The 20,983-nt window shown below is 69.8% G+C and carries 20 protein-coding genes and 1 pseudogene; 11 read left to right on the top strand and 10 right to left on the bottom strand.

Going from position 1 to position 20,983, the window contains the following annotated elements; all coding sequences use genetic code 11:
* Positions 1–138: 138 nt before the first annotated feature.
* Positions 139–789: a ribonuclease HII gene (gene rnhB, locus NNZ72_RS21160; RefSeq protein WP_257317596.1), complete on the bottom strand. Its 651-nt coding sequence runs from the start codon at positions 787–789 to the stop codon at positions 139–141.
* Positions 790–925: 136 nt separating this feature from the next.
* Positions 926–2,083 carry a PA0069 family radical SAM protein gene (locus tag NNZ72_RS21155; protein ID WP_257317595.1) on the bottom strand — a complete coding sequence of 386 codons (1,158 nt, stop codon included), beginning with the start codon at positions 2,081–2,083 and terminating at the stop codon, positions 926–928.
* 151 nt (positions 2,084–2,234) lie between these two features.
* Between NNZ72_RS21155 and NNZ72_RS21150 the strand changes: the two genes are divergently transcribed.
* The gene (locus NNZ72_RS21150; protein WP_257317594.1) at positions 2,235–2,756 is read left to right on the top strand and encodes a glycosyltransferase family protein; all 522 of its coding nucleotides are present in this window, start codon (positions 2,235–2,237) and stop codon (positions 2,754–2,756) included.
* A gap of 63 nt (positions 2,757–2,819) precedes the next feature.
* On the opposite strand, the gene NNZ72_RS21145 is transcribed toward NNZ72_RS21150, so the two are convergent.
* From NNZ72_RS21145 to NNZ72_RS21125, 5 genes are all read right to left on the bottom strand, one after another.
* Positions 2,820–3,812, bottom strand: a complete 993-nt coding sequence (locus NNZ72_RS21145; RefSeq protein ID WP_257317593.1) for a calcium-binding protein — start codon at positions 3,810–3,812, stop codon at positions 2,820–2,822.
* A 77-nt stretch (positions 3,813–3,889) separates the two neighbouring features.
* On the bottom strand, positions 3,890–4,438 hold the full coding sequence (gene moaB, locus NNZ72_RS21140; RefSeq protein ID WP_257317592.1) for a molybdenum cofactor biosynthesis protein B: 549 nt from the start codon (positions 4,436–4,438) through the stop codon (positions 3,890–3,892).
* Complete coding sequence (locus NNZ72_RS21135; protein WP_257317591.1) at positions 4,425–5,330, bottom strand: 4-(cytidine 5'-diphospho)-2-C-methyl-D-erythritol kinase; 906 nt, start codon at positions 5,328–5,330, stop codon at positions 4,425–4,427. The genes moaB and NNZ72_RS21135 overlap by 14 nt, the downstream gene beginning before the upstream one ends.
* Before the next feature lie 7 nt (positions 5,331–5,337).
* On the bottom strand, positions 5,338–7,176 hold the full coding sequence (locus NNZ72_RS21130) for a tetratricopeptide repeat protein (RefSeq protein WP_257317589.1): 1,839 nt from the start codon (positions 7,174–7,176) through the stop codon (positions 5,338–5,340).
* 144 nt (positions 7,177–7,320) lie between these two features.
* Positions 7,321–8,337 (bottom strand): polyprenyl synthetase family protein, encoded by a 1,017-nt coding sequence (locus NNZ72_RS21125; RefSeq protein ID WP_257317588.1) that lies wholly within the window; start codon positions 8,335–8,337, stop codon positions 7,321–7,323.
* Positions 8,338–8,435: 98 nt separating this feature from the next.
* On the opposite strand from NNZ72_RS21125, the gene NNZ72_RS21120 reads away from it, so the two are divergent.
* The 6 genes from NNZ72_RS21120 (at position 8,436) to NNZ72_RS21095 (ending at position 13,072) form a co-directional block, all read left to right on the top strand.
* Positions 8,436–8,657, top strand: a complete 222-nt coding sequence (locus NNZ72_RS21120; RefSeq protein WP_257317587.1) for a putative signal transducing protein — start codon at positions 8,436–8,438, stop codon at positions 8,655–8,657.
* A gap of 202 nt (positions 8,658–8,859) precedes the next feature.
* Positions 8,860–9,636 carry a tRNA1(Val) (adenine(37)-N6)-methyltransferase gene (locus NNZ72_RS21115; RefSeq protein WP_257317585.1) on the top strand — a complete coding sequence of 259 codons (777 nt, stop codon included), beginning with the start codon at positions 8,860–8,862 and terminating at the stop codon, positions 9,634–9,636.
* Between the two features lie 69 nt (positions 9,637–9,705).
* Complete coding sequence (locus NNZ72_RS21110; RefSeq protein WP_257317584.1) at positions 9,706–10,584, top strand: S49 family peptidase; 879 nt, start codon at positions 9,706–9,708, stop codon at positions 10,582–10,584.
* Positions 10,585–10,609: 25 nt separating this feature from the next.
* A complete protein-coding gene (locus NNZ72_RS21105) occupies positions 10,610–10,801 on the top strand; it encodes a hypothetical protein (protein ID WP_257317583.1) in 192 nt (63 codons plus the stop codon).
* Positions 10,802–10,993: 192 nt separating this feature from the next.
* Entirely contained in the window at positions 10,994–12,064 is a 1,071-nt protein-coding gene (locus tag NNZ72_RS21100) for a dTDP-glucose 4,6-dehydratase (RefSeq protein WP_257317582.1), read from the top strand.
* A 60-nt stretch (positions 12,065–12,124) separates the two neighbouring features.
* The gene (locus NNZ72_RS21095; RefSeq protein ID WP_257317580.1) at positions 12,125–13,072 is read left to right on the top strand and encodes a glycine--tRNA ligase subunit alpha; all 948 of its coding nucleotides are present in this window, start codon (positions 12,125–12,127) and stop codon (positions 13,070–13,072) included.
* 165 nt (positions 13,073–13,237) lie between these two features.
* Here NNZ72_RS21095 and NNZ72_RS21090 read toward each other — a convergent pair whose 3' ends face one another.
* Entirely contained in the window at positions 13,238–13,435 is a 198-nt protein-coding gene (locus NNZ72_RS21090) for a hypothetical protein (RefSeq protein WP_257317579.1), read from the bottom strand.
* 154 nt (positions 13,436–13,589) lie between these two features.
* On the opposite strand from NNZ72_RS21090, the gene NNZ72_RS21085 reads away from it, so the two are divergent.
* The 4 genes and pseudogenes from NNZ72_RS21085 to glyS all read left to right on the top strand — a co-directional run bounded on the left by NNZ72_RS21085 (position 13,590) and on the right by glyS (position 18,743).
* Positions 13,590–14,138 carry a LemA family protein gene (locus tag NNZ72_RS21085; protein WP_257317578.1) on the top strand — a complete coding sequence of 183 codons (549 nt, stop codon included), beginning with the start codon at positions 13,590–13,592 and terminating at the stop codon, positions 14,136–14,138.
* 2 nt (positions 14,139–14,140) lie between these two features.
* Entirely contained in the window at positions 14,141–16,069 is a 1,929-nt protein-coding gene (locus NNZ72_RS21080; RefSeq protein ID WP_257317577.1) for a DUF2207 domain-containing protein, read from the top strand.
* 286 nt (positions 16,070–16,355) lie between these two features.
* Positions 16,356–16,517 (top strand): annotated as a pseudogene (locus tag NNZ72_RS25555) (endonuclease domain-containing protein); the annotation flags it as partial.
* Between the two features lie 111 nt (positions 16,518–16,628).
* Positions 16,629–18,743: a glycine--tRNA ligase subunit beta gene (gene glyS / locus NNZ72_RS21075; protein ID WP_257317576.1), complete on the top strand. Its 2,115-nt coding sequence runs from the start codon at positions 16,629–16,631 to the stop codon at positions 18,741–18,743.
* A gap of 123 nt (positions 18,744–18,866) precedes the next feature.
* Here glyS and NNZ72_RS21070 read toward each other — a convergent pair whose 3' ends face one another.
* Together NNZ72_RS21070 and purD are read right to left on the bottom strand one after the other, a co-directional pair.
* Positions 18,867–19,340, bottom strand: a complete 474-nt coding sequence (locus NNZ72_RS21070) for a plant virulence effector HPE1-like domain-containing protein (protein WP_257317575.1) — start codon at positions 19,338–19,340, stop codon at positions 18,867–18,869.
* A 96-nt stretch (positions 19,341–19,436) separates the two neighbouring features.
* Positions 19,437–20,708 carry a phosphoribosylamine--glycine ligase gene (gene purD, locus NNZ72_RS21065; RefSeq protein WP_257317574.1) on the bottom strand — a complete coding sequence of 424 codons (1,272 nt, stop codon included), beginning with the start codon at positions 20,706–20,708 and terminating at the stop codon, positions 19,437–19,439.
* Positions 20,709–20,983: the final 275 nt, after the last annotated feature.

Here is a 20,983-nt window from a genome sequence, read left to right as displayed (position 1 = left end):
TCCCGCTGCCGCGACCTTCCCCGGCGGGGAGAAGGGGCAGGAGGCACCCTCGGCATTCCTCCATATGCAATAGCCCTGCCCTTTGAGGGGAGATGGCCGGCAGGCCGGAAGGGGTATCGTGACGAAAGCCGTTGCTCCTTACTCTGCCTTGAGCGGCCGGAAGGTCATGCGGTGGAGGCGGCAGGGGCCGATGGTCTCGATCGCCCGGCGGTGGACGACGGTGGCGTAGCCGGCATGCGCGGCGAAGCCGTAGCCGGGGAAGGTGTGGTCGGCGCGCGCCATCATGCGGTCGCGCGTCACCTTGGCGACGATCGAGGCGGCGGCGATGGAGAGCGAGCGGGCGTCGCCCCTGATGACGGCGCGGCCCTCGCAGGCAAAGCCCGGCGGCACGTCGCGCCCGTCGGCGAGCACGAGGCGCGGGGCGAGCGAGAGACCCGCGACGGCGCGGCGCATCGCGTCGAGGCTCGCCTTGCGGATGTCGGTCCCGTCGATGCGGCGCGCCGAGCTGGAGGCGACCGAGACATGGGCGGTCGAAAGGATGGCGGCAAACAGCCCCTCGCGCTGGGCGGCCGAAAGCTGCTTGGAATCGTTGAGGCCGTCGGGGATCGCCGCCGGATCGAGGATCACGGCGGCGGCGACCACGGGGCCGGCGAGCGGCCCGCGCCCGGCCTCGTCGGTGCCGGCGACCGGCCAGAGGCCCGCCCTGCGCGCGGCCGTCTCCATCAGGAAGTCCGGCCCCTCGGGCAGGTCGAAGAGAAGGGGGGAATCGGAGGCAGTGTGGCGGGTCATGATGCGGAGACCCTCGCACATCCCTCCGATTCCCTGCAAGTCCCCCGGCAGGAGGCGGCGGCCGGAGGACATCCGGGCGCCCGGGGAAGGCGCGGCCGGAAGAGGAGAAGGACCGGGCGGGAAGCCCGGCCGGAGCTCACAGCAGCGAGAGCTGCACGCCGCCGCCGGCGGGCGGCACGAACTGGTCGACGGCGAGGTTGCGGCGCGTGCGCGTCAGCTCCAGCCGCTTGGCGGCCATCTCGAAGCGCCGGGCGATCTGCCAGGCATAGGGACCGGCGCCCTTCATGCGCTTGCCGAATTCCGCGTCGTAGTCCTTGCCGCCGCGCATCGAGCGCACCAGCGACATGACGTGGCGATAGCGGTCGGGATAGTTGCGCAGCAGCCAGTCGCGGAAGAGGGGGCTCACCTCCAGCGGCAGGCGGAGCAGCACGTAGCTCGCCTCGGCAGCACCGGCGGCCTTGCCCGAATCGAGCACCCGCTCGATCTCGTGGTCGTTGAGGCCGGGGATGACCGGCGCCATCATGATCGCCGCGGGAATGCCGGCCTCCGACAGCGCGCGGATCGCCTCCAGCCGCCGCGGCGGCGTCGCCGCGCGCGGCTCCATCGAGCGGGCGAGCTTGCGGTCGAGCGTCGTTACCGAGATGCCGGTCCAGGCGAGCCCGCGCGCGGCCATGCGGGCGAGGATGTCGATGTCGCGCAGGATCAGCGCCGACTTGGTGACGATCGAGACCGGGTGGTTCGCCGCGTCCAGCACCTCGAGGATCTGGCGCATGATCCGCCATTCCTTCTCCACCGGCTGGTAGGGGTCGGTGTTGGTGCCGATGGCGATCACCCGCGGCTTGTAGCCGGGCTTCGACAGTTCCCGTTCCAGGAGCTTCGGTGCGTCCGGCTTGGCGAAGAGCCGCGCCTCGAAGTCGATCCCCGCCGAAAGGCCCATGAAGGCATGCGTCGGCCGGGCGAAGCAGTAGATGCAGCCGTGCTCGCAGCCGCGATAGGGATTGATCGAGCGGTCGAAGGGGATGTCGGGGGATTCGTTGCGGGTGATGATGGTGCGCGGCCGCTCCACCTGCACCTCGGTGCGGAAGGGCGGAAGCTCCTCCAGCGTCTGCCAGCCGTCGTCGAAGGCCTCCCGCGCCACCGGCTCGAAACGGCCGGAAAAGTTGAGGCCCGCGCCGCGGCCGCGCCGGCGGTCCACCTCGACGCGCAGGCCCGACCGCGCCATCAGCGCCTCGGCAACGTCCTTCGTGTGGCCGGGCGCGAGCGCGCCCTGCCCGAGTGCGGCAAGATCGTTCATGGCTGTCTCCGGGGGCATCGCTCGGCCCCGATTCAATGACTATATTCCTATCGCCGAAATGAGAACATTGCAAGAACAAATTCGCGGAACGCGCGCCGGCCGGCCGCGGATGCCGGTGGAAATCCATGCTGCGATGCGATATTGAAGGGTCATGCTGACGATCATCATGGAATGCCGGGACAACGAGGCGGAACTCGCGCAGACCCTGTCGGCGCTGGTGGCGGGCGCCGTCGAGGGCATCGTGCGCGACGTCATCGTGCTCGACCGCGGCTCGCGCGACGGCTCGTCGAAGGTGGCGGACGCCGCCGGCTGCCGCTTCCTCACCGAGTGGGACATGAAGGACGTGGTTCGCTCGGCGCGCGGCGACTGGCTGCTGCTCTTGGAGCCGGGCGCGCGCCCGCTCGCCGGCTGGGTGGACGCCGTCGTCGACCATGTCGCGATCGAGAAGAGGCCGGCGCACTTCTCCGGCTCGCGCAGCCACCGCCCGCCGCTCTTCAGCCGCCTGCGCCGCCGGCCGGCGCTGGAGCGGGGATACCTCGTCAGCAAGCGCCAGGCCTCTGCCACCGTGGCGAGCGGCATGGCGCTCGCCGAGATGGCGAAGCGTGGCGGCGCGCGCAGGCTCGTCGCCGAGATCGTGCCGGCCTGGGCCATGAAGGTCATGCGCGGAGCCTAGGCACGTCCAGCCGAGGCTGGATCGCTTCGGCGTCGGACGATGCGGCGAAAACAAATGCTCCGGTCAGAGCAGGAAGTCGCCCTTCAGCAGGCTGTCGATGCCGCGCACCCCGATCTCGAAATCGGCGCGGCCGTCGCCGTTGACGTCGCCGGCGACGATGCCGTCGTTGAAGCGCAGCTCGCCCGCCTTGCCGGAGAAATCCCGTTCGCCGACGAAGGAGAAGGCCTGGTTGCCGCCGCGGCCGGCATTGGCGTCGATGTCGCGAAGGTCGATGCGGTCGCGCTCGCCGCGGTCGAAGTCGAGGATGACGTCGCGCCGGGCGCCGACGGCCGATTCGGCTGTGGAGTTGAAGTCGAAGCGGTCGGCACCGCCGTCGCCCTGCAGCGCGTCCATGCCGCGGCCGCCGGCGAGCACGTCCTTGCCGCCGCCGCCGGCGATGGCGTCGTCGCCCTTGAGGCCCTTCAGCACGTTGGCCTTGGCAGAGCCGAGGATCTCGTCGCCGGCATTGGTGCCGCCGGCGTTCTCGATGCTGATCAGCCGCTCGAAGCGGTTCGCGCCGGTCTGGGCGAAGCCGCGGCCGAGGTCGATGCCGACGCCGGTCCCGCCGACCACGGTGTCGTCGTCGCGCGGCACGTAGCTGATCGAATCGCGGCCCGTTCCGCCGTGGAAGGTGTTCTGCTGGCCGACGGAGAAGAAGCGGTCGTTGCCGCTCTCGCCGAGATAGGTGCTCTTGAAGGTGACGACGGCGATCTTGTCGTTGCCGGCGCCGGCCTTGACGAGGTCGCCGCGCTCGCTGGAAAACGAGCCGAAGCCGGTGCCGGCATAGGTGTCGTTGCCCGCGCCGAGCCGGATGACGTTGCCGTCCTCCTTCAGGTTGACGACCTTGTCGTGGCCGCGGCCTGCGTCGACGTCGTTGCGCCCGCCGAAGTCGTCGGTGCGGTTGAGGACGATCGTGTCGTTGCCGCCGAGCGCGCGGACGACGAGCTCGGCATTGTTGATGCTGCCGCCCTGTATGATGCGGTCGGCGCCGCTGGTGCCCCTGATCGTCCGTCCCATGTCCGCGCTCCTGTGTTCGGGAATGGGAGGCATCGTAGCGGCCGGCGCGCCGGTCCGCTGTTCTCCATGGAACAGGCTCAGCCCTTGCCGCGCCTCAGGTGCTCGTCGAGGCGCGGCAGGATCTCGACGAAGTTGCAGGGCATGTGCCGGTAGTCGAGCTGGGCCTTCAGGATGCCGTCCCAGGCGTCGCGGCAGGCGCCGGGCGAGCCGGGCAGCACGAAGATGAAGGTGGCGTTGAGCACGCCGCCGGTCGCCCGCGACTGGATCGTCGAGGTGCCGATCTTGTCATAGGAGATGCGGTGGAAGACGGCGGAGAAGCCGTCCATCCGCTTTTCGAACAGCGGCTCCAGCGCCTCCGGCGTCACGTCGCGGCCGGTGAAGCCGGTGCCGCCGGTGGTGATGACGACGTCGACCGCCTCGTCCCGCGTCCAAGCCTCGACTGCTTCACGGATCGCGGCGACGTCGTCCGTGACGATCATGCGGGCGGCGAGCCGGTGGCCGGCCGCCTCGATGCGGGCGGCGAGCGTGTCGCCGGACCGGTCCGTCGCGAGGTCGCGCGTGTCGGAGACCGTGAGCACGGCGATGCCGAGCGGAATGAAGGGGCGCGTCTCGTCAAGCCCGGCCATGGCCGTCGTCCTCGCAAAGCGTCGTCGTGGCGACAATGAACCAGTCCGGGTGCCGGCGGGCAAGCCCGTCCGCGGCCGCCCGGGCCTCGCCGGGCGAGGCATAGAGACCGAAGCAGGTGGCGCCGGAGCCGGACATGCGAACGAGGCCGGCGCCGCTTGCCGCAAGGCTGTCGGAAATCGCGGCGATCTCGCCGCAGAGCCGGCGCGCCGGCGGCTCCAGGTCGTTGCGCAGCCGGGCGATGAGCGCCGGCCAGTCGATGCCCGCCGCCCGCGGCAGGTCGAGCGGCGGATTGCGCTTCTCGGCGAGCGCCTGGAAGACGGCGGGCGTCGAGACGCCGACGAGCGGATTGGCGAGCACCACTGGCAGCGCGGGCATGGCGAGCCGCACGATCTCCTCGCCGACGCCGCGCGCGACGAGCGGCCGGCTCGCAAGACACATCGGCACGTCCGCGCCAAGCCCGATGGCGAGCGCGTCGAGCGTCGCCTGCGGCAGGCCGGCCCGCCAGAAGGCGAGGAGCCCGCGCAGCGCCGCCGCGGCGTCCGCCGAGCCGCCGCCGATGCCGGCCGCGACCGGCAGGTTCTTCTCCAGATGGATGTGCACGGGCGGCGCGGCCTGTCCGGTCGCGGCCAGGGCGGCGCGCAGCCGGTTGCGGGCGGAAAGCACGAGGTTGCCGTCGCCGCCGAGCGTGCCGGCGAATCGGCCGGAGAGCGTGAAGCGGTCCTCGGCGGCCGGCGAGAAGCCGATGCGGTCGCCGAAGGCGGTGAAGGTCACGAGGCTGTCGAGCAGGTGGTAGCCGTCCGCGCGCTGGCCGACGACGGCGAGCGCGAGGTTGATCTTGGCCGGCGCCGGTTCGACGAGGGCGCAGCCCGGCGGAAACGCGTGCGACAGCATCGCCGGATCAGGACTTGCGGTCGGCCGCGCTGCTTTCGGGCGAGGGGTTCTGGACCGGCTTGTCCTCCTTCGCCTCGGCCGAGGCGGGCTCGGTCTTCGGCAGGTCCGGCAGGCCGTTGGCGATCTTTTCCTTGATCTTCGGGATCTCGACCTCTTCCGGCTTCAGGCCGAGCGCGCGGTTCCACTGGAAGGTCGCCTCCAGCTTTCGGCCAACGCGCCAGTAGACGTCGCCGAGATGGTCGTTGATCGTCGGGTCGCCGGCCTTGAGCTCGGCCGCCCGTTCCAGCTCGGTCACCGCGTCGTCGTAGCGGCCGAGGCGGTAGTAGGCCCAGCCGAGCGAATCGACGATGTAGCCGTCGTCGGGGCGCAGGCTCACCGCCCTGCGGATCATGTCCAGCCCCTCCTCGAGGTTCATGTCCATGTCCACCCAGGAATAGCCGAGATAGTTGAGCACCTGCGGCTGGTCGGGATTGAGGTCGAGCGCCTTGCGGAAGTTGGGCTCGGCCTGGTCCCACTTCTTCTGCCGCTCGTAGGCGATGCCGCGCTGGAAGAAGATGCTCCAGTGCGTGCGGTTCGGCACGGGGCCGATGACGGCGACGGCGCGGTCGTAGAGCTCGCCCATCTCCTTGTATTCCTTGGCCTCGGAATAGACGTTGCCGAGGGCGAGATAGCTGCGCAGGTCGCTCGGGTCGGCCTCGATCAGCTTCGAGAGGTGCTCCTTCGCCTCGGCCACCTTGCCGGTGTCGGCGAGGTTGAGGCCGAGCTGCAACTCGGAGATGCGCCGCATCGGCGAGTTCTCCGGTACCGCGCGGTAATATTCGATGGCGCGCTCGGGCTTCTTCATGTTCTCGGCGAGCCCGCCGAGCAGCACCAGCGTGTCGTCGCTCTCCGGGTCGAGCGCGCGGGCGGCCTGGAGGTAGAGCGAGACGATGTCCTCCGCGCCCTCGCGGTTCAGCGCCCCGCCGATCGAGAAGAGCACGGCGGCGGCCCCTTGCGCCGCGGTGCGCACCTGTTGTTCCTGCGGCGCGCCGGCCTCGATCGACTGGCGCAGCGCCTTGAGCGGCGCGTAGCTGGAGATGAAATTGTCGCCGACCGACACGGCGTCGAGCGCCTTCTGCCGGTTGCCCTCGCGGGCCTCCAGCCGGGCGAGCGCCATCACGGCGCGCAGGAACGTGTCGGGGGCGGCACTCGCGCCGCTGCGGTCGAGGATCGCCTCGTTGAGGCGGGCGCGCGCGGTCGCCTTGTCGCCGGCCGCCGCGGCCAGCGCCCCGGCGTGGTAATTGGTGAAGATGCCGAACCATTCCGGGCCCTCGAGCCCGGCGATGAGCTTCAGCGCTTCCTTCGGCCGGCCGTCGCCGAACTTCGCCCAGGCGAGCAGAAGGTCGTTCATCATCCGGTCGAGGTCGTTCGGGCCGTTGTAGACGAGGATCTTCTCGGCGGTCTTGTACTCGCGCTTGCGGATCGCCTCCATGCCGCGCACCACCGTGGTGATGCGCTCGACGGCGGCATCGCCCTTCAGCGTCTCCGCGAGCTTCGCGCCCTCGTCGAAATGGCCGCTCATCAGGAGCGTGATCATCAGCCGCTGCTTCACGTCGGCATTGGTCGGGTCGAACTGCAGCGCGATCCGGTAGAGGGAGACGGCCGTGTCGTAGTCCTTGTCGAAATCCGCCGTGCGCGCGGCGAGGAAGGCGCCGGAGAAGGTGGAGACGCTCGACAGGTCGAAAGGCGTTTCCTCGCCGGCCTCGGCGGCGGGCGCATCTTCCGCGCGCGCGCCGGGCGCCGTCAGCAGCAGGCTGGCCGCGATCGCAGCGCCGGAGAGGAGCCGAAGGAGAAGGGAATGCCGCATCCAGATGCCTTTCGCGAGAACTGTGGCCCGTCGCCCGGAAGAGGTCGCGGCAGGGCCGGCCGCGACGCCATGCCGGAATCATGACGGCAGAGAATGGCTTTTTTGGCGCGGTGCGGCAAGAAATTCCTGCCACCCGGATCTGCGTCAGTTGACGCGGGAAATGCAGAAGTCGATGACGTCGAGCAGCGCTTCCTTCCAGGGCGTTTCCGGCAGCGGCGCGAGCGCGTCGCGGGCGATCGTGCCGTAGTGCTGGGCGCGCGCGATCGTGTCGGCAAGGCCGCCGTAGCGCGCGATGAGCGCCAGCGCCCGCTCCAGGTTGGCATCGTCGCTCGCACCGCCCTCGATCGCCTCGCGCCAGAAGGCGCGGTCCTCGGCCGTCCCCCGCCGCCAGGCGAGGATGACGGGCAGCGTGATCTTGCCCTCGCGGAAGTCGTCGCCGGTGTTCTTGCCGAGATCGGCCGCCTTGCCGCCGTAGTCGAGCGCGTCGTCGACGAGCTGGAAGGCGAGGCCGAGGTTCATGCCGTAGGATTTCAGCGCATTGCGCTCGGCGCGCCCCGCATTGGCGACGATCGGCCCGACTTCGGCGGCGGCCGCGAAGAGCGCCGCCGTCTTGGCGCGGATCACCTGGAGGTAGTCGTCCTCCGTCGTCTCCATGTTCTTGGCGACGGCAAGCTGCAGCACCTCGCCCTCGGCGATCACGGTGGCGGCGGTGGAGAGCACGTCGAGCGCCTCCAGCGAGCCGACCTCGACCATCATCTTGAAGGCCTGGCCGAGCAGGAAGTCGCCGACGAGCACGCTCGCCTGGTTGCCCCAGATCGTGCGGGCGGTGGACTTGCCGCGGCGCAAGTCGCTCTCGTCGACCACGTCGTCGTGCAGGAGCGTCGCCGTGTGCATGAACTCGACGCTGGTGGCGAGCTTGACGTGTTGGTCGCCCTGGTAGCCGAACATCGCGGCGGCGGCGAGCGTCAGCATCGGCCTCAGCCGCTTGCCGCCCGAGGAGATCAGATGGTTCGCCACTTCGGGGATCATCTGCACGTCGGAACCCGCCTTCGACAGGATGAGCTGGTTCACCCGCTCCATGTCGGCCCTGGTGAGGTCGACGAGCGGCTTCACCGAAGCCTGTTTGTTTTTGCCTTCCTCAAGCGGTATCACAACGCCCAAATGCCCGGACTCCTGTTCATTTTTGTTGAAAGACAATAGAAAGCGGGGCTCCATGCGGCAAGAGGCGAATTGTCCCGCCCCGGATTTAGAGCTGGAAAATGATCGAACTGATCCGCACCAACGACGCCGTGCTGCTCTCCTTCGTCGAGAGCCTGATGAAGGAGGCGGGCATCCACTGCCTCATCGCCGACCAGGCGATGAGCATCCTGGAGGGCTCGCTCGGCATGCTGCCGCGCCGCTTCCTGGTGGAGAGCGGGCGGGCGGACGAGGCGCGGCGCATCCTCAAGGACGCGGGGCTGGCGGCGGAGCTGAGGCCGTGAGGAAAGTCCACCCCCCTCTGCCCTGCCGGGCATCTCCCCCTCAAGGGGAGAGATCGGACGGGGCACCGTTTCGCCTACCTTCAGCGCCGCAGTTCGAGCGAGGTTCCAGCCTCTTGCCGATCTCCCCCCTTGAGGGGGAGATGCCCGGCAGGGCAGAGGGGGGTATCGCGTGCACGCCGCCCACCGCCGAGGCTGCCGCTCGATGACCCTCACCGAAACCGTCGACGCCTTCCACTACGGCCGCTTCCACCTCGTCCAGCCGAAGGGCATCGGCCATCGCTCCGGCATGGACGCCATGCTGCTCGCCGCGCTCGTGACCGGCGAGGGGGCGATCCGCGTCGCCGATCTCGGCGCCGGCGCGGGTGCCGCGGGCCTCGCCGTCGCCGCGCGCCTGCCGGAGGCCCGCGTGCTGCTGGTCGAGCGCTCGCCGCTGATGGCGGGCTTTGCCCGCAAGACGCTGGCCCTGCCCTCGAATGCCCGTCTCGCGCCCCGCGTCTCCCTCCTGGAGGCCGACGTCTCCCTCACCGGCCGGGCGCGGCTGGCGGCGGGCCTCGCCGACGACGTACACGACCACGTCATCATGAATCCGCCCTTCAACGCCCGCGCCGACAGCCGCACGCCCGACGCCCTGAAGGCGGAGGCGCATGCGATGGACGACGGCCTGTTCGAGCGCTGGATCAAGACGGCCGGCGCCATCCTGAAGCCCGGCGGCCAGCTCTCGCTGATCGCAAGGCCGCAATCGATCGCGGAGATCGTCGACGCCTGCGGCCGCCGCTTCGGCGCAATCGAGATCACCCCGCTCCACGCGCGTGCCGGCGAGACGGCGCTGCGCATCCTCGTCACCGCCATCAAGGGCTCGCGCACGAAGCTCGCGCTGCGCATGCCGATCGTCATGCACGAGCCGGGCGCGCACGACTTCACCCCCTTCGTCGACGCGCTGAACAACGGCCTTGCCGCCTATCCGCGCCTGCCGCGGTGAAAGGCGGCCTTGCGTTTTGCCGCGCCGTGCATACATCAGCCGGGCAGAAACAGGAGACGGAAACGCGCGATGGGCGGATTTTTGAAGAGGCTGGTGCCGAAGAGGTTCCGCAAGGAGGGCGCCGTCATCCCCGTCGTGCGGCTGCAGGGCGCGATCATGGCGGGCGGCAGCCAGTTCCGCCCGACGCTCAACCTGGCGGCCGTCGCCCCCGTCCTCGACAAGGCCTTCGCCTACAAGGATGCGCCCGCCGTCGCCGTCTCCATCAATTCGCCCGGCGGCTCGCCTGTGCAGTCGCGGCTGATCTTCCAGCGCATCCGCGACCTCGCGGCCGAGAAGGACAAGCGCGTCCTCGTCTTCGTCGAGGACGTCGCGGCCTCCGGCGGCTACATGATCGCGCTTGCCGGCGACGAGATCTTCGCCGACCCGAGCTCGATCGTCGGCTCCATCGGCGTCGTCTCCGGCGGCTTCGGCTTCCCGGAACTGTTGAGGAAGATCGGCGTCGAGCGCCGCGTCTACACGGCCGGCGAGAACAAGGCGATCCTCGATCCCTTCCGTCCCGAGCGGGAGGAGGACATCGAGCACCTGAAGTCCCTGCAGCTGGAGATCCACAAGGTCTTCATCGACATGGTGAAGACGCGCCGCGGCCCCCGGCTCGCCGACGATCCGGCGCTGTTTTCCGGCCTGTTCTGGACGGGCGGGCGCGGCGTGGCGCTCGGCCTCGTCGACGGGCTCGCCGACATGCGCTCGGAACTGAAGCGCCGCTACGGCGAAAAGGCGCGGCCCGAGCTCGTCTCCTCGCCCAAGGGCCTGTTCGGCCGGCGCATGCCGGGCGTCGGCGGGGGGCTTTCCTCGGGACTGGGGGAGCGTATAGGCTCGGCGGGCGTGGCGGAGGTCGCAGCGCTCGCGGAGGAGAAGGCGCTCTGGGCGCGCTACGGCCTGTCCGGCTGAGACCGGGCGCCCGAGGGGAGGAAGAATGGCGCAACTGATATTCCTGCTTCTGGTCGCGGCCGCCATCTGGTTCGGCTATCGCCGCTTCGTCGCCGATGCCGAGCGGCTGACCCGCCAGCGCCGCAACGCCGAGGACGAGCGTCGCACCGGCGCGGACGGCACGCTGGTCAAGGATCCGGAGACCGGCGAATACCGCCTGCGCCGCGACGACGAGTGAGGCGGCCGGCACGGCCCTGTGCCGTTCCGGGAAGGGCAGGCGTCCCGCCGCGGCACGTTAACCAGCCGGGGTAAGGTTAACGGTCGTTTTACGTGGCCGAAACGGCCCGCCGCGTTGCCTTGGCGGCCGGGACGTCCAATCTGTCGGCTCGGGTCGCGCATTCGCGATTCCCCACGCAGACGGAGTAGCATCATGGCCTCGCTCGACCTCGCCTCGATCCGCACGATCGTCGTCACCGGCGGCGCCGGCTTCGTCGGCTCGCACATCGTCGACGACCTCCTCGCCCACTGCCCGGCCGCCCGCGTGCGCGTTCTCGACAGCTTCACCTATGCCGCCGACCTTTCCAATCTCGACGCCGCACTCGCTACCGGCCGCGTGACGCTACACGAGGGCGACGTCGGCAATCTCGACCTCGTGACGGAGGTGCTGAAGGATGCCGAGCTCGTCGTGCACGCGGCCGGCGAGAGCCATGTCGAGCGCTCCTTCTCCGTCCCCGAGCGCTTCACCCTCGCCAATGCGCTCGGCACGCAGGTGCTGGTCGAGGCCATGGGCCGGCGCGACGTGCCGCTGATGATCCATGTCGGCTCGGCCGAGGTCTACGGCGCCGGCGACGGCCGCCCGCTCGGCGAGGATGCGGCCCTCCTTCCCGACAACCCGCACGCCGCCTCCAAGGCCGCGGCGGAAATGCTGATCGCCGGCGTGCGCAGCGCCTTCGGCCTCGACATCCGCGTGCTGCGCCCTTCCAACATCGTCGGCACGCGGCAGAACCCGGAGAAGCTGCTGCCGCGGTTCCTGGAGCTCGCCGCCGTCGGCCGTCCGCTCACCGTCCACGGCGACGGTTTGCAGCGGCGCGCCTTCCTGGCGATGGGCGATTTCTGCGCGGCGCTGCGCGCGGTCATCGTGCACGGCGCGGAAAACACCACCTACAACGTCGCGGGCGAGGAGACGCACGATATCCTCACCGTCGCGCGCATGGTGCTCGACGCGGTGCCGGAGCCGACGGCGGGCGTCGAGTTCGTCGCCGGCCGGCCCTTCCAGGCGAGCCGCCCGCCGCTCGGCACGTCGAAGCTCCGGACGCTCGGCTGGCGGCCGGAAAGCACGCTCGCCCGCGAACTGCCGGCGCTCGCCGCCTGGTACGGCGCCCGCATTCCCGCCGGCCTGCGACGCCAGCTCCGCCATGTGCCGACGCTGGCGCCCCGTCGCATCCAGGCCGTCACCCAGCCGGCCGGCTCGAGCCTGTTCCGCTCGCTGGAAAGCCATTGACGCGGGCAGGCGCCTCGTGGCACCAGTCCGCCAGCTTTCCAAGATGCCCGGACCGGACCGATGACGCCCACTGACCACATGCACCCGACGCGCTCCTTCCAGGGGCTGATCCTGACGCTCCACAATTACTGGGCGGACAAGGGCTGCGCCGTGCTCCAGCCCTACGACATGGAGGTCGGCGCCGGCACCTTCCATCCGGCGACCACGCTGCGTGCGCTCGGTCCCCGGCCGTGGCGGGCGGCCTATGTGCAGCCCTCGCGCCGTCCCTCCGACGGCCGCTACGGCGAGAACCCCAACCGCCTCCAGCACTATTACCAGTACCAGGTGATCCTGAAGCCGAACCCGTCGAACCTGCAGGAGCTCTATCTCGGCTCGCTCGCGGCGATCGGCCTCGACCCGCTGCTGCACGACGTGCGTTTCGTCGAGGACGACTGGGAGAGCCCGACGCTCGGCGCCTGGGGGCTCGGCTGGGAATGCTGGTGCGACGGCATGGAGGTCTCGCAGTTCACCTATTTCCAGCAGGTCTGCGGCATCGAATGCGCGCCCGTCTCCGGCGAGCTCACCTACGGGCTGGAGCGCCTCGCCATGTACGTGCAGGGCGTCGACAACGTCTACGACCTCAACTTCAACGGCCGCGAGGGCGACGAGAAGATCACCTACGGCGACGTCTTCCTGCAGGCCGAGCAGGAATATTCGCGCCACAATTTCGAATATGCCGACACGGCGATGCTGCACCGCCATTTCGTCGACGCCGAGACGGAGTGCCAGGCGCTGCTTTCCGCCGGCGCGCCGGGCGACACGAACGCGCTGCACAGATGCGTGCTGCCGGCCTACGACCAGTGCATCAAGGCGAGCCACGTCTTCAACCTGCTCGATGCGCGCGGCGTCATCTCTGTCACCGAGCGGCAGAGCTACATCCTGCGCGTGCGCACGCTCGCCAAGGCCTGCGGCGAGGCCTTCCTGCTGACGGACGCGGGCGGGGCGAACTGGAAGAAGGACGCGGCCTGAGGGCATAAGCCCCTCATCCGGCTGCCGCCACCTTCTCCCCGCAGGCGGGGAGAAGGTGATGCCGCGCTGTTTTCCGGATATCAGGAAACCCTTGGCCAAGTTCCCCTTCTCCCCGCCTGCGGGGAGAAGGTCCCGGCAGGGGGATGAGGGGCAATCCTTCCCGCCTCAAGCCAGCGCCGCCGTCTTCACGCCCAGTTCCCACACCGGCTTCAGCGTCGGCATGGCCCCGGTCGGGAGCTGGCCGGCATAGGTCTGCAGCGCCCGGCGCACGCCCTTCGGCCGCTCGGCGGAGGCTCCCATCGTGTAGGCGAGGAAGAGGGCGGAAAAACCGATGACGTTGATGGCGAGGACGAGGGCTTTCATGGCGGTTGCTTCGGGGGCTGGCGTTGCGATGGCGTGACTATCGGCCAAAGCGGACCCCGCCGCGGTTCCCGCGGTGACAGGTCCCGAAGGAAGGGGCTTTCCCCCGGCGCGTCGGATGCTAATCTCCGCCCGTCAACGGAAAGCGGAGAGCGACATGATCGGTCTGGCAATCGCGGCGGTGGTCGTCATCTATGCCATCGTCATCTACAACGGCCTGGTGCGCGCGCGGCAGGTGAAGGAGGAGGCCTGGTCGGGCATCGACGTGCAGCTGAAGCGCCGCGCCGACCTCATCCCCAATCTCCTCGAAACCGTGAAGGGCTATGCCGCGCACGAGAAGGAGACGCTGGAGAAGGTCGTGGAGCTGCGCAACCGCGCCCAGGCCGTGCCGGCCGGCGACATCGCGGGCAGGGCGCAGGCGGAAGGCCTGCTCGGCCAGGCGCTCGGCCGGCTCTTCGCGCTCGCGGAAGCCTATCCCGACCTCAAGGCCAACCAGAATTTCGCCGAGCTGCAGCAGACGCTGGAGACGCTGGAGGGAGAGATCCAGATGTCGCGCCGCTATTACAACGGCGCCGCGCGCGACCTCAACGTCAAGGTCGAGAGCTTTCCCTCGAATCTCGTCGCGACGGTCTTCAAGTTCGTCAAGGCGCCCTATTTCGAGATCGACAACCCGGCCGACCGCGCCGTGCCCGGCGTGAAGTTCTGACCATGCTGCGGATCGCCGCCCTCGTCCTCTCGGCCTGCCTGCTTTTCGCGGGCACGGCGCGGGCGGAGGAATATATCGACCGCTACCACGCCGACATCGCCGTGGCCAGGGACGGCATGCTCACCGTCACCGAGACGATCCGCGTCCATGCCGAGGGCGACCGCATCCGCCGCGGCGTCTACCGCGACTTCCCGCTCACCGCGCTCGACGATTCGGGGCGCGAGCGGGAGGTGGATTTCGAGATCGAAAGCGTCGAGCGCGACGGCCGCCCGGAGCCATACCATACGGAAAGCGCGCGCCGCGGCATCCGCATCTATTTCGGTTCGGCCGGGACGCAGCTCTCCCCCGGCTTCCACGAATACCGGCTCACCTACGAGACGGGCCGGCAGATCCGCTTCTTCGAGGGCCATGACGAGCTGTTCTGGAACGTCACCGGCACGGAATGGGCGTTCCCCATCCGCGCGGCGGGCGCCACCGTCACCCTGCCGGAGGGCGTCGCTGCGACGGAGCTGACCGCGTTCACGGGCGGCTACGGCGCGACCGGCCGCGACGCGCGGGCGGAGAACCGCGGCGGGAGCGCCGTCTTCTCCGCCACGCGGGCGCTCGGCCCCCGCGAGGGCCTGACGATCGGCGTGAAGATGCCGGCCGGCAGCATCGACCGGCCGAGTGCCGCGCAGGAGCGGGCGTGGTGGCTGCGCGACAACCGCGACACGCTGATCGGCCTCGGCGGGCTCGCGGCCGTGCTCGCCTGGTACGTCTTCGCCTGGCGCGCGGTCGGGCGCGACCCGCCGGCGGGCGTCGTCGTGCCGCGCTGGGACCCGCCGGAGGGCATCTCGCCGGCGCTCGTCAACTATATCGACGGCAAGGGCTTTCGCGGCCAGGGCTGGACGGCGGTCTCCGCCTCGCTCCTCAACCTCGCCGTCAAGGGACTGGTGGAACTGAAGGACCTGAAGCGCACGATCGTTGTCACCCGCACGGACAAGCCCGCCCCGCCGAAGCTGCCGACCGGCGAGGCGGAGATCCTGAAGTCGCTCTCCGAGGCGGGCGCGAGCCTCAGGATCGACCGCGAGCACGGCGAGCGCGTGCAGAGCCTCGGCGCGGATTTCCGCGCCGCCATGGAGAAGGAGCACCGCCGCAAGTACTATCTCGCCAACTGGCCGCAGATCCTCGTCGGCGTCGCGCTCTCGGCGCTCTGCCTCTTCGCCGTCGTCGCCTTCGGCGCGCTGGACGAGGAATCGGTCGCGCTCGTCGTCGTGCCGGTCGTCGCCTCCATTTTTGTGGCGATCTTCTCCGTCACGCTCGGGAGGAACCTCGCCCGGGCCCGCTCGCTCGGCGCGCGCATCATGGCGATCGTCGTCATCGCCTTCGTCGGCTTCGTGGCGGTAAGCGTCTTCGGCGGCATCCTGCTCGCGCTGATGGCGAGCGGCATCGTCACGAGCCATCTGCCGCTGCTGATGGCGGTCGGCGGCATCGTCGGGGCGAACCTCGTCTTCTTCTTCCTGATGGGCGCGCCGACGCCGCTCGGCCGGCGGATGATGGACGGCATCGCCGGGCTGAGGCAATACCTGACGCTCGCCGAGAAGGACCGCATGAACATGGCCGGCGCGCCGGAAATGTCGCCCCGGCATTTCGAAACGCTGCTTCCCTACGCGGTGGCGCTCGGCGTGGAAAAGCCATGGTCCGAGGCCTTCGAGCGCTGGCTCGCCGCCGCCGTCGCCGCGGGTGCCGCGGCCGCCTACCAGCCCGCTTGGTACCACGGCGATTTCTCCTCCGGAAACCTCTCCGGCCGCATGAGCGACTTCGCCGGCTCCATGGCCGGCACGCTCACCGCTTCCCTCCCGCCCCCGCCCAGCAGCTCCTCCTCCGGCTTCTCCTCCGGCGGCGGCTTCTCCGGCGGCGGCGGCGGCGGTGGCGGCGGGGGAGGGTGGTAGAAGCCGCCGCGGATCACCCCACCCTGGACCTTCGGGCCGATCCTTCCATCGAGGGGAGGGGCGGATGAGGCGGCGCGGCATTCCACCTCCCCCTCGATGGAGGAGGTCGCCGCGAAGCGGCCGTTGGGGGTGACAAGGCAGGACGGGAGAGACGCATGGCAGATTCGAAGCCACCCCGCTGACCCGCTTCGGGACCGCCGATGCCTGCCGCCTGCGGGCCGGAGGCACGCACTTCCGCCGCCAGGTTCCGATCGGCCGGTATCTCGCCGATTTCGCCTGACATCGGATCGGCCTCGTCATCGAGCTCGATGGCGGCCAGCACGGAGAAGACGCCGCCCTCGCCCGTGACACGCTGCGTACGGCCTATCTGCAAAGTCAGGGCTATCAGGTCATCCGCTTTTGGAACCACGAGGCCATGGTGGAACTCGACGCGGTGCTGGACACCATATTTGCCGTTGTACAGCAGCGCCTGATTTTGCTAGCAGAGGCACACGATTTTCACCCCGCCACGGCACACCGTGCCATCCCTCCCTCGCCAGGGAGGGTGAGGAAGAATGACATGCCCGATCTCCTGCTTGAACTCCGCTCCGAGGAAATCCCCGCCCGCATGCAGCGCAAGGCGGCCGGCGATCTGAAGAAGCTCGTCACCGATGCGCTGGTCGAGGCGGGGCTGACCTACGAGGGCGCGCGGGAATATTGGACGCCGCGCCGGCTGACCCTCGACATCCGCGGTTTGAACGCCCGCTCGGCCGACATCCGCGAGGAGCGCAAGGGCCCGCGCACGGATGCCAACGAGAAGGCGATCGAAGGGTTCCTGCGCGGCGCGGGGCTTTCCTCCGTCGCCGAGGCCCATGTCCACAGCGATCCGAAGAAGGGCGATTTCTACGTCGCCCATATCGTCAGGCCCGGCCGCCCGGCCGAAGAGATCATCGCCGAGGTCCTGCCCGGCATCGTCCGCAGCTTCCCTTGGCCGAAGTCGATGCGCTGGGGTGCCGCCTCCGCCAAGCCCGGCGCGCTGCGCTGGGTGCGGCCGCTGCAGTCCATCCTCTGCACCTTCGGCGCGGAGACCGAGGAGACGCGCGTCGTGCCCTTCGAGGTGGACGGCATCGTCGCCGGCAACCTGACCTGGGGCCATCGCTTCCACGCGCCGGAGGCGATCACCGTGCGCCGCTTCGAGGACTATGTGGCGAGCCTCGAGAAGGCGAAGGTCGTGCTCGACGCCGAGCGCCGCAAGCAGATCATCGCCAGCGACGCCGCCAATATCGCCTTCGCCAACGGCCTGGAGCTGGTCGAGGACGAGGGCCTGCTGGAGGAGGTCTCCGGCCTCGTCGAGTATCCGCAGGTGCTGATGGGTACCTTCGAGGAGGAGTTCCTGTCGATCCCCTCGGAGATCATCCGCCTCACCATCAAGACGAACCAGAAATGCTTCGTCACCCGCAGGCCGGGCGCGGAGACGCTCTCCAACCACTTCATCCTCGTCGCCAACATCGCGGCGAAGGACGGCGGCAGGGAGATCGTCCACGGCAACGGCAAGGTCGTGCGTGCGCGGCTCTCGGATGCCCGCCATTTCTGGCTGCGCGACCAGGGCGACCTGCCGGATCTCGCCACGCTGTCGGCCTCCGCCGCGAAATTCGGCCTCGACCTGACAAAGCCGCTCGACCAGCGCATGGCCAAGCTCGATGCGCTCGCCGTCACCTTCCATGCCAAGCTCGGCACGCAGGGCGAACGCGTGTCCCGCATCCGCACGCTCGCCGCGGCGCTCGCGACGGTGACGGGCGCCGATCCGGTGCTCGTCGACCGCGCCGTGGTGCTCGCCAAGGCGGACCTGCGCACCGAGGCCGTCGGCGAGTTCCCCGAGCTGCAGGGCATCATGGGCCGCAAATACGCCCTGCTCCAGGGCGAGGACGACGCCGTCGCGGAGGCGATCGAGGACCACTACAAGCCGCAGGGCCCCTCCGACCGCGTGCCGGCCGGCCCGGTGGCGCTCACCGTGGCGCTCGCCGACAAGCTCGACACGCTGTCCGGCTTCTGGCGCATCGACGAGAAGCCGACCGGCTCGAAGGATCCCTATGCGCTGCGCCGCGCGGCACTCGGCGTTATCCGCATCCTGCTGGAGAAGGATATCCGCCTGCCGCTGCTTTCCGTGGCCGGCGACACGGACCTGCTCTCCTTCTTCCACGACCGCCTGAAGGTCTACCTGCGCGACATGGGCGCGCGCCACGACCTGATCGACGCGGTGCTGACGCCCGAGGCCGACGACCTGCTGATGGTCGCCCGCCGCGTCGAGGCGCTGACGGCCTTCCTCAATTCCGAGGAAGGGCAGAACCTGCTCGCCGGCACCAAGCGCGCCGCCAACATCCTCGCGGCCGAGGAGAAGAAGGGCACGGCGGTCGCGGCCGAAGTCGATGCCGGGCTGCTGTCGCTCGATGCCGAGAAGGCGCTCGCCGCGGCCGTCGCGGCGGCCGCCGGAGAGGCGGCGGCTGCCGTCGCGAAGGAGGACTTCCAGGCGGCGATGACGGCGCTCTCGGCGCTGCGCGCCCCGGTCGACCGCTTCTTCGACGACGTGCTCGTCAACGACGACGACCCGGCGGTCCGCGCCAACCGGCTGGCGCTGCTCGCCGCGATCCGCTCGGCGACCGGCACGGTCGCGGATTTCTCGAAGATTTCGGGATAGCCGCGTGGCACCCCTTCTCGCGCTTGCGCCCCCGCTCTAGGACCAGGGGCGCAAGACGTCCGCGAAGCGGATTCTCGTCAGTCAGGTGACTGAGAGGCAGGGACGTGCCTCGTCACTATGGCCTCAATTGAGCCGGAGTGCAAATCCGGACGGATCAAACTCCCGTGAGACGCTCATCGCGGCCGTGGCGGTCTCGTCCGCGGCGGCCGTGTCGAGCGCGCCGGTGCGGGCGTTTGCGTCGATCTTTTCCTCGACCGCCGGAGCCGCGTCGTCCGCAGCGTCCGCCGCCTCGACCGGCTCGGCCGGCGCCTTGCTGACGAAGGTGACGGGCGAGCCGCCCATCCAGGCCTCGGTGCGGTAGATCCTGCGCTCGCCGTTCTCCTCGCGGATCTCGATCTTCTGCGTTCCGGGCGCGATCGCCTCGACGTGATAGGTCTCGCCCTTCGGCTTCGCCTTCAGCGCCGGGCAGGCGGCGCAGGAGACGGTGGAGACGCTGCCGCCGGAGCCCGTCGCCGCGGTGAAGGGCTCGATGGACGAGGCGAGGGCCGGGGCGGCCATGAAGAGGACGGCGAAGGTCGCGGCAGGCAGGATGCGCATCGAAGGATCTCCCGTGTCGTTGAGGGGAGAATAGCGCCGGCCGGTTACGGCCCGGTCAGGACAATCGCTAAAATTCGAGCGATGTGCCGATTTTCCTCAGCCCCGCTCGCGCGCGACGGCGCGCCAGCCGATGTCGCGCCGGCAGAAGCCGTTTTCCCATTCGACCCGGTCGAGCGCCTGGTAGGCCGCCTTTTGCGCCGCGGCGGCGGTCGGCGCGACGGCGGTGACGTTGAGCACGCGCCCGCCGGTCGCCACCAGTCGGCCGTCCTTCAAGGCTGTGCCGGCATGGAACACCTTCGTTCCCGCGTCGTCGGCGGGAAGCGCGAGGATCGGAGTGTTCTTCTCGTAGGCGCCCGGATAGCCCTTCGAGGCCATGACGACGGTGAGCGCCGTCTCGTCGCGCCATTCGGCCGTCACGGCATCCAGCCCGCCGGTCGCCGCCGCGTGGAGGAGCGGCAGCAGGTCGCTCTCGAGCCGCATCATCAGCACCTGGCATTCCGGGTCGCCGAAGCGGACGTTGTATTCGATGAGCTCCGGCCCCTTCGCCGTGATCATCAGCCCGGCGAAGAGCACGCCCTGGAAAGGGTGCCCCTCCGCCGCCATGCCGCGGATCGTCGGCACGATGATCTCCTTCATCGTGCGGTCCACCATCTCCGGCGTCATCACCGGGGCGGGCGAATAGGCGCCCATGCCGCCGGTGTTCGGGCCGGTGTCGCCGTCGCCGACGCGCTTGTGGTCCTGGGCGGAGGCGAGCGGCAGGGCGTTCACGCCGTCGCAGAGGCAGAAGAAGCTCGCCTCCTCGCCGTCGAGGAAGGCCTCCACCACCACCTCGGCGCCCGCGGCCCCGAAGGCGCCGTCGAAGCAGTCGTCGATGGCCGCGAGGGCCTCGTCGGGCGTCATGGCGACGGTCACGCCCTTGCCGGCGGCAAGCCCGTCCGCCTTGACGACGATCGGCGCGCCCTCGCGGGCGACATAGGCCCTGGCGGCGGCGGCATCGGCGAAGCGCCGGTAGGCGCCGGTCGGGATGTCGTATTTCGCGCAGAGGTCCTTGGTGAAGCCCTTCGAGCCCTCCAGTTGCGCGGCGGCGGCCGAGGGGCCGAAGACGGCGATGCCGCCGGCGCGCAGCGCATCGGCAAGGCCCGCGACCAGCGGCGCCTCCGGTCCGACGACGACGAGCGAGACGTCGTTGTCCCGGCAGAAGGCCGAGACGGCGGCGTGGTCGTCGACGTCGAGCGGAACGATCGTCGCGCATTCGGCGATGCCGGGATTGCCGGGGGCGGCATAGAGCGTGGCGAGCAGCGGCGACTGCGCGATTTTCCAGGCGAGCGCGTGCTCGCGTCCGCCCGATCCGATCAACAGAACCTTCATGCGCTTGCCCCCGATGCGATGTCTGACGGCGGGTTAAGGGGACGGGCGCGAAAGGTCAAGGCTGCCGGTGCCGGTACACAGGGATGCCGGCGTCTCCGCTTTCCCTTCTCCCCTGCGGGGAGAAGGTGGCCCGAAGGGCCGGATGAGGTGGAGCCCGTATGAGCGGTGATGATCTCGCCTGAAGGTTTCCCCCTCATCCCGCTGCCGCGACCTTGTAACTTCCCTTTCACCGCGAAAGGGTCTGTATTTCCCTTTGCGGTGGCGGATGGAAACCC

Source organism: Shinella pollutisoli (assembly GCF_024609765.1).
GTDB lineage: Bacteria > Pseudomonadota > Alphaproteobacteria > Rhizobiales > Rhizobiaceae > Shinella > Shinella pollutisoli.
This window is presented reverse-complemented; position numbering and strand designations above follow the sequence as displayed.

What these genes read in the sequence shown, in the direction of transcription:
- NNZ72_RS21105 (WP_257317583.1), top strand. Translation starts at nt 10,610, where the DNA reads ATGGCGCAACTGATATTCCTGCTTCTGGTCGCGGCCGCCATCTGGTTC.
- NNZ72_RS21100 (WP_257317582.1), top strand. Translation starts at nt 10,994, where the DNA reads ATGGCCTCGCTCGACCTCGCCTCGATCCGCACGATCGTCGTCACCGGC.
- NNZ72_RS21120 (WP_257317587.1), top strand. Translation starts at nt 8,436, where the DNA reads ATGATCGAACTGATCCGCACCAACGACGCCGTGCTGCTCTCCTTCGTC.
- NNZ72_RS21080 (WP_257317577.1), top strand. Translation starts at nt 14,141, where the DNA reads ATGCTGCGGATCGCCGCCCTCGTCCTCTCGGCCTGCCTGCTTTTCGCG.
- NNZ72_RS21130 (WP_257317589.1), bottom strand. Translation starts at nt 7,176, where the DNA reads ATGCGGCATTCCCTTCTCCTTCGGCTCCTCTCCGGCGCTGCGATCGCG.
- purD (WP_257317574.1), bottom strand. Translation starts at nt 20,708, where the DNA reads ATGAAGGTTCTGTTGATCGGATCGGGCGGACGCGAGCACGCGCTCGCC.
- NNZ72_RS21085 (WP_257317578.1), top strand. Translation starts at nt 13,590, where the DNA reads ATGATCGGTCTGGCAATCGCGGCGGTGGTCGTCATCTATGCCATCGTC.
- NNZ72_RS21095 (WP_257317580.1), top strand. Translation starts at nt 12,125, where the DNA reads ATGACGCCCACTGACCACATGCACCCGACGCGCTCCTTCCAGGGGCTG.
- NNZ72_RS21155 (WP_257317595.1), bottom strand. Translation starts at nt 2,083, where the DNA reads ATGAACGATCTTGCCGCACTCGGGCAGGGCGCGCTCGCGCCCGGCCAC.
- moaB (WP_257317592.1), bottom strand. Translation starts at nt 4,438, where the DNA reads ATGGCCGGGCTTGACGAGACGCGCCCCTTCATTCCGCTCGGCATCGCC.
- glyS (WP_257317576.1), top strand. Translation starts at nt 16,629, where the DNA reads ATGCCCGATCTCCTGCTTGAACTCCGCTCCGAGGAAATCCCCGCCCGC.
- NNZ72_RS21070 (WP_257317575.1), bottom strand. Translation starts at nt 19,340, where the DNA reads ATGCGCATCCTGCCTGCCGCGACCTTCGCCGTCCTCTTCATGGCCGCC.
- NNZ72_RS21090 (WP_257317579.1), bottom strand. Translation starts at nt 13,435, where the DNA reads ATGAAAGCCCTCGTCCTCGCCATCAACGTCATCGGTTTTTCCGCCCTC.
- NNZ72_RS21115 (WP_257317585.1), top strand. Translation starts at nt 8,860, where the DNA reads ATGACCCTCACCGAAACCGTCGACGCCTTCCACTACGGCCGCTTCCAC.
- NNZ72_RS21145 (WP_257317593.1), bottom strand. Translation starts at nt 3,812, where the DNA reads ATGGGACGGACGATCAGGGGCACCAGCGGCGCCGACCGCATCATACAG.
- NNZ72_RS21135 (WP_257317591.1), bottom strand. Translation starts at nt 5,330, where the DNA reads ATGCTGTCGCACGCGTTTCCGCCGGGCTGCGCCCTCGTCGAACCGGCG.
- rnhB (WP_257317596.1), bottom strand. Translation starts at nt 789, where the DNA reads ATGACCCGCCACACTGCCTCCGATTCCCCCCTTCTCTTCGACCTGCCC.
- NNZ72_RS21110 (WP_257317584.1), top strand. Translation starts at nt 9,706, where the DNA reads ATGGGCGGATTTTTGAAGAGGCTGGTGCCGAAGAGGTTCCGCAAGGAG.
- NNZ72_RS21150 (WP_257317594.1), top strand. Translation starts at nt 2,235, where the DNA reads ATGCTGACGATCATCATGGAATGCCGGGACAACGAGGCGGAACTCGCG.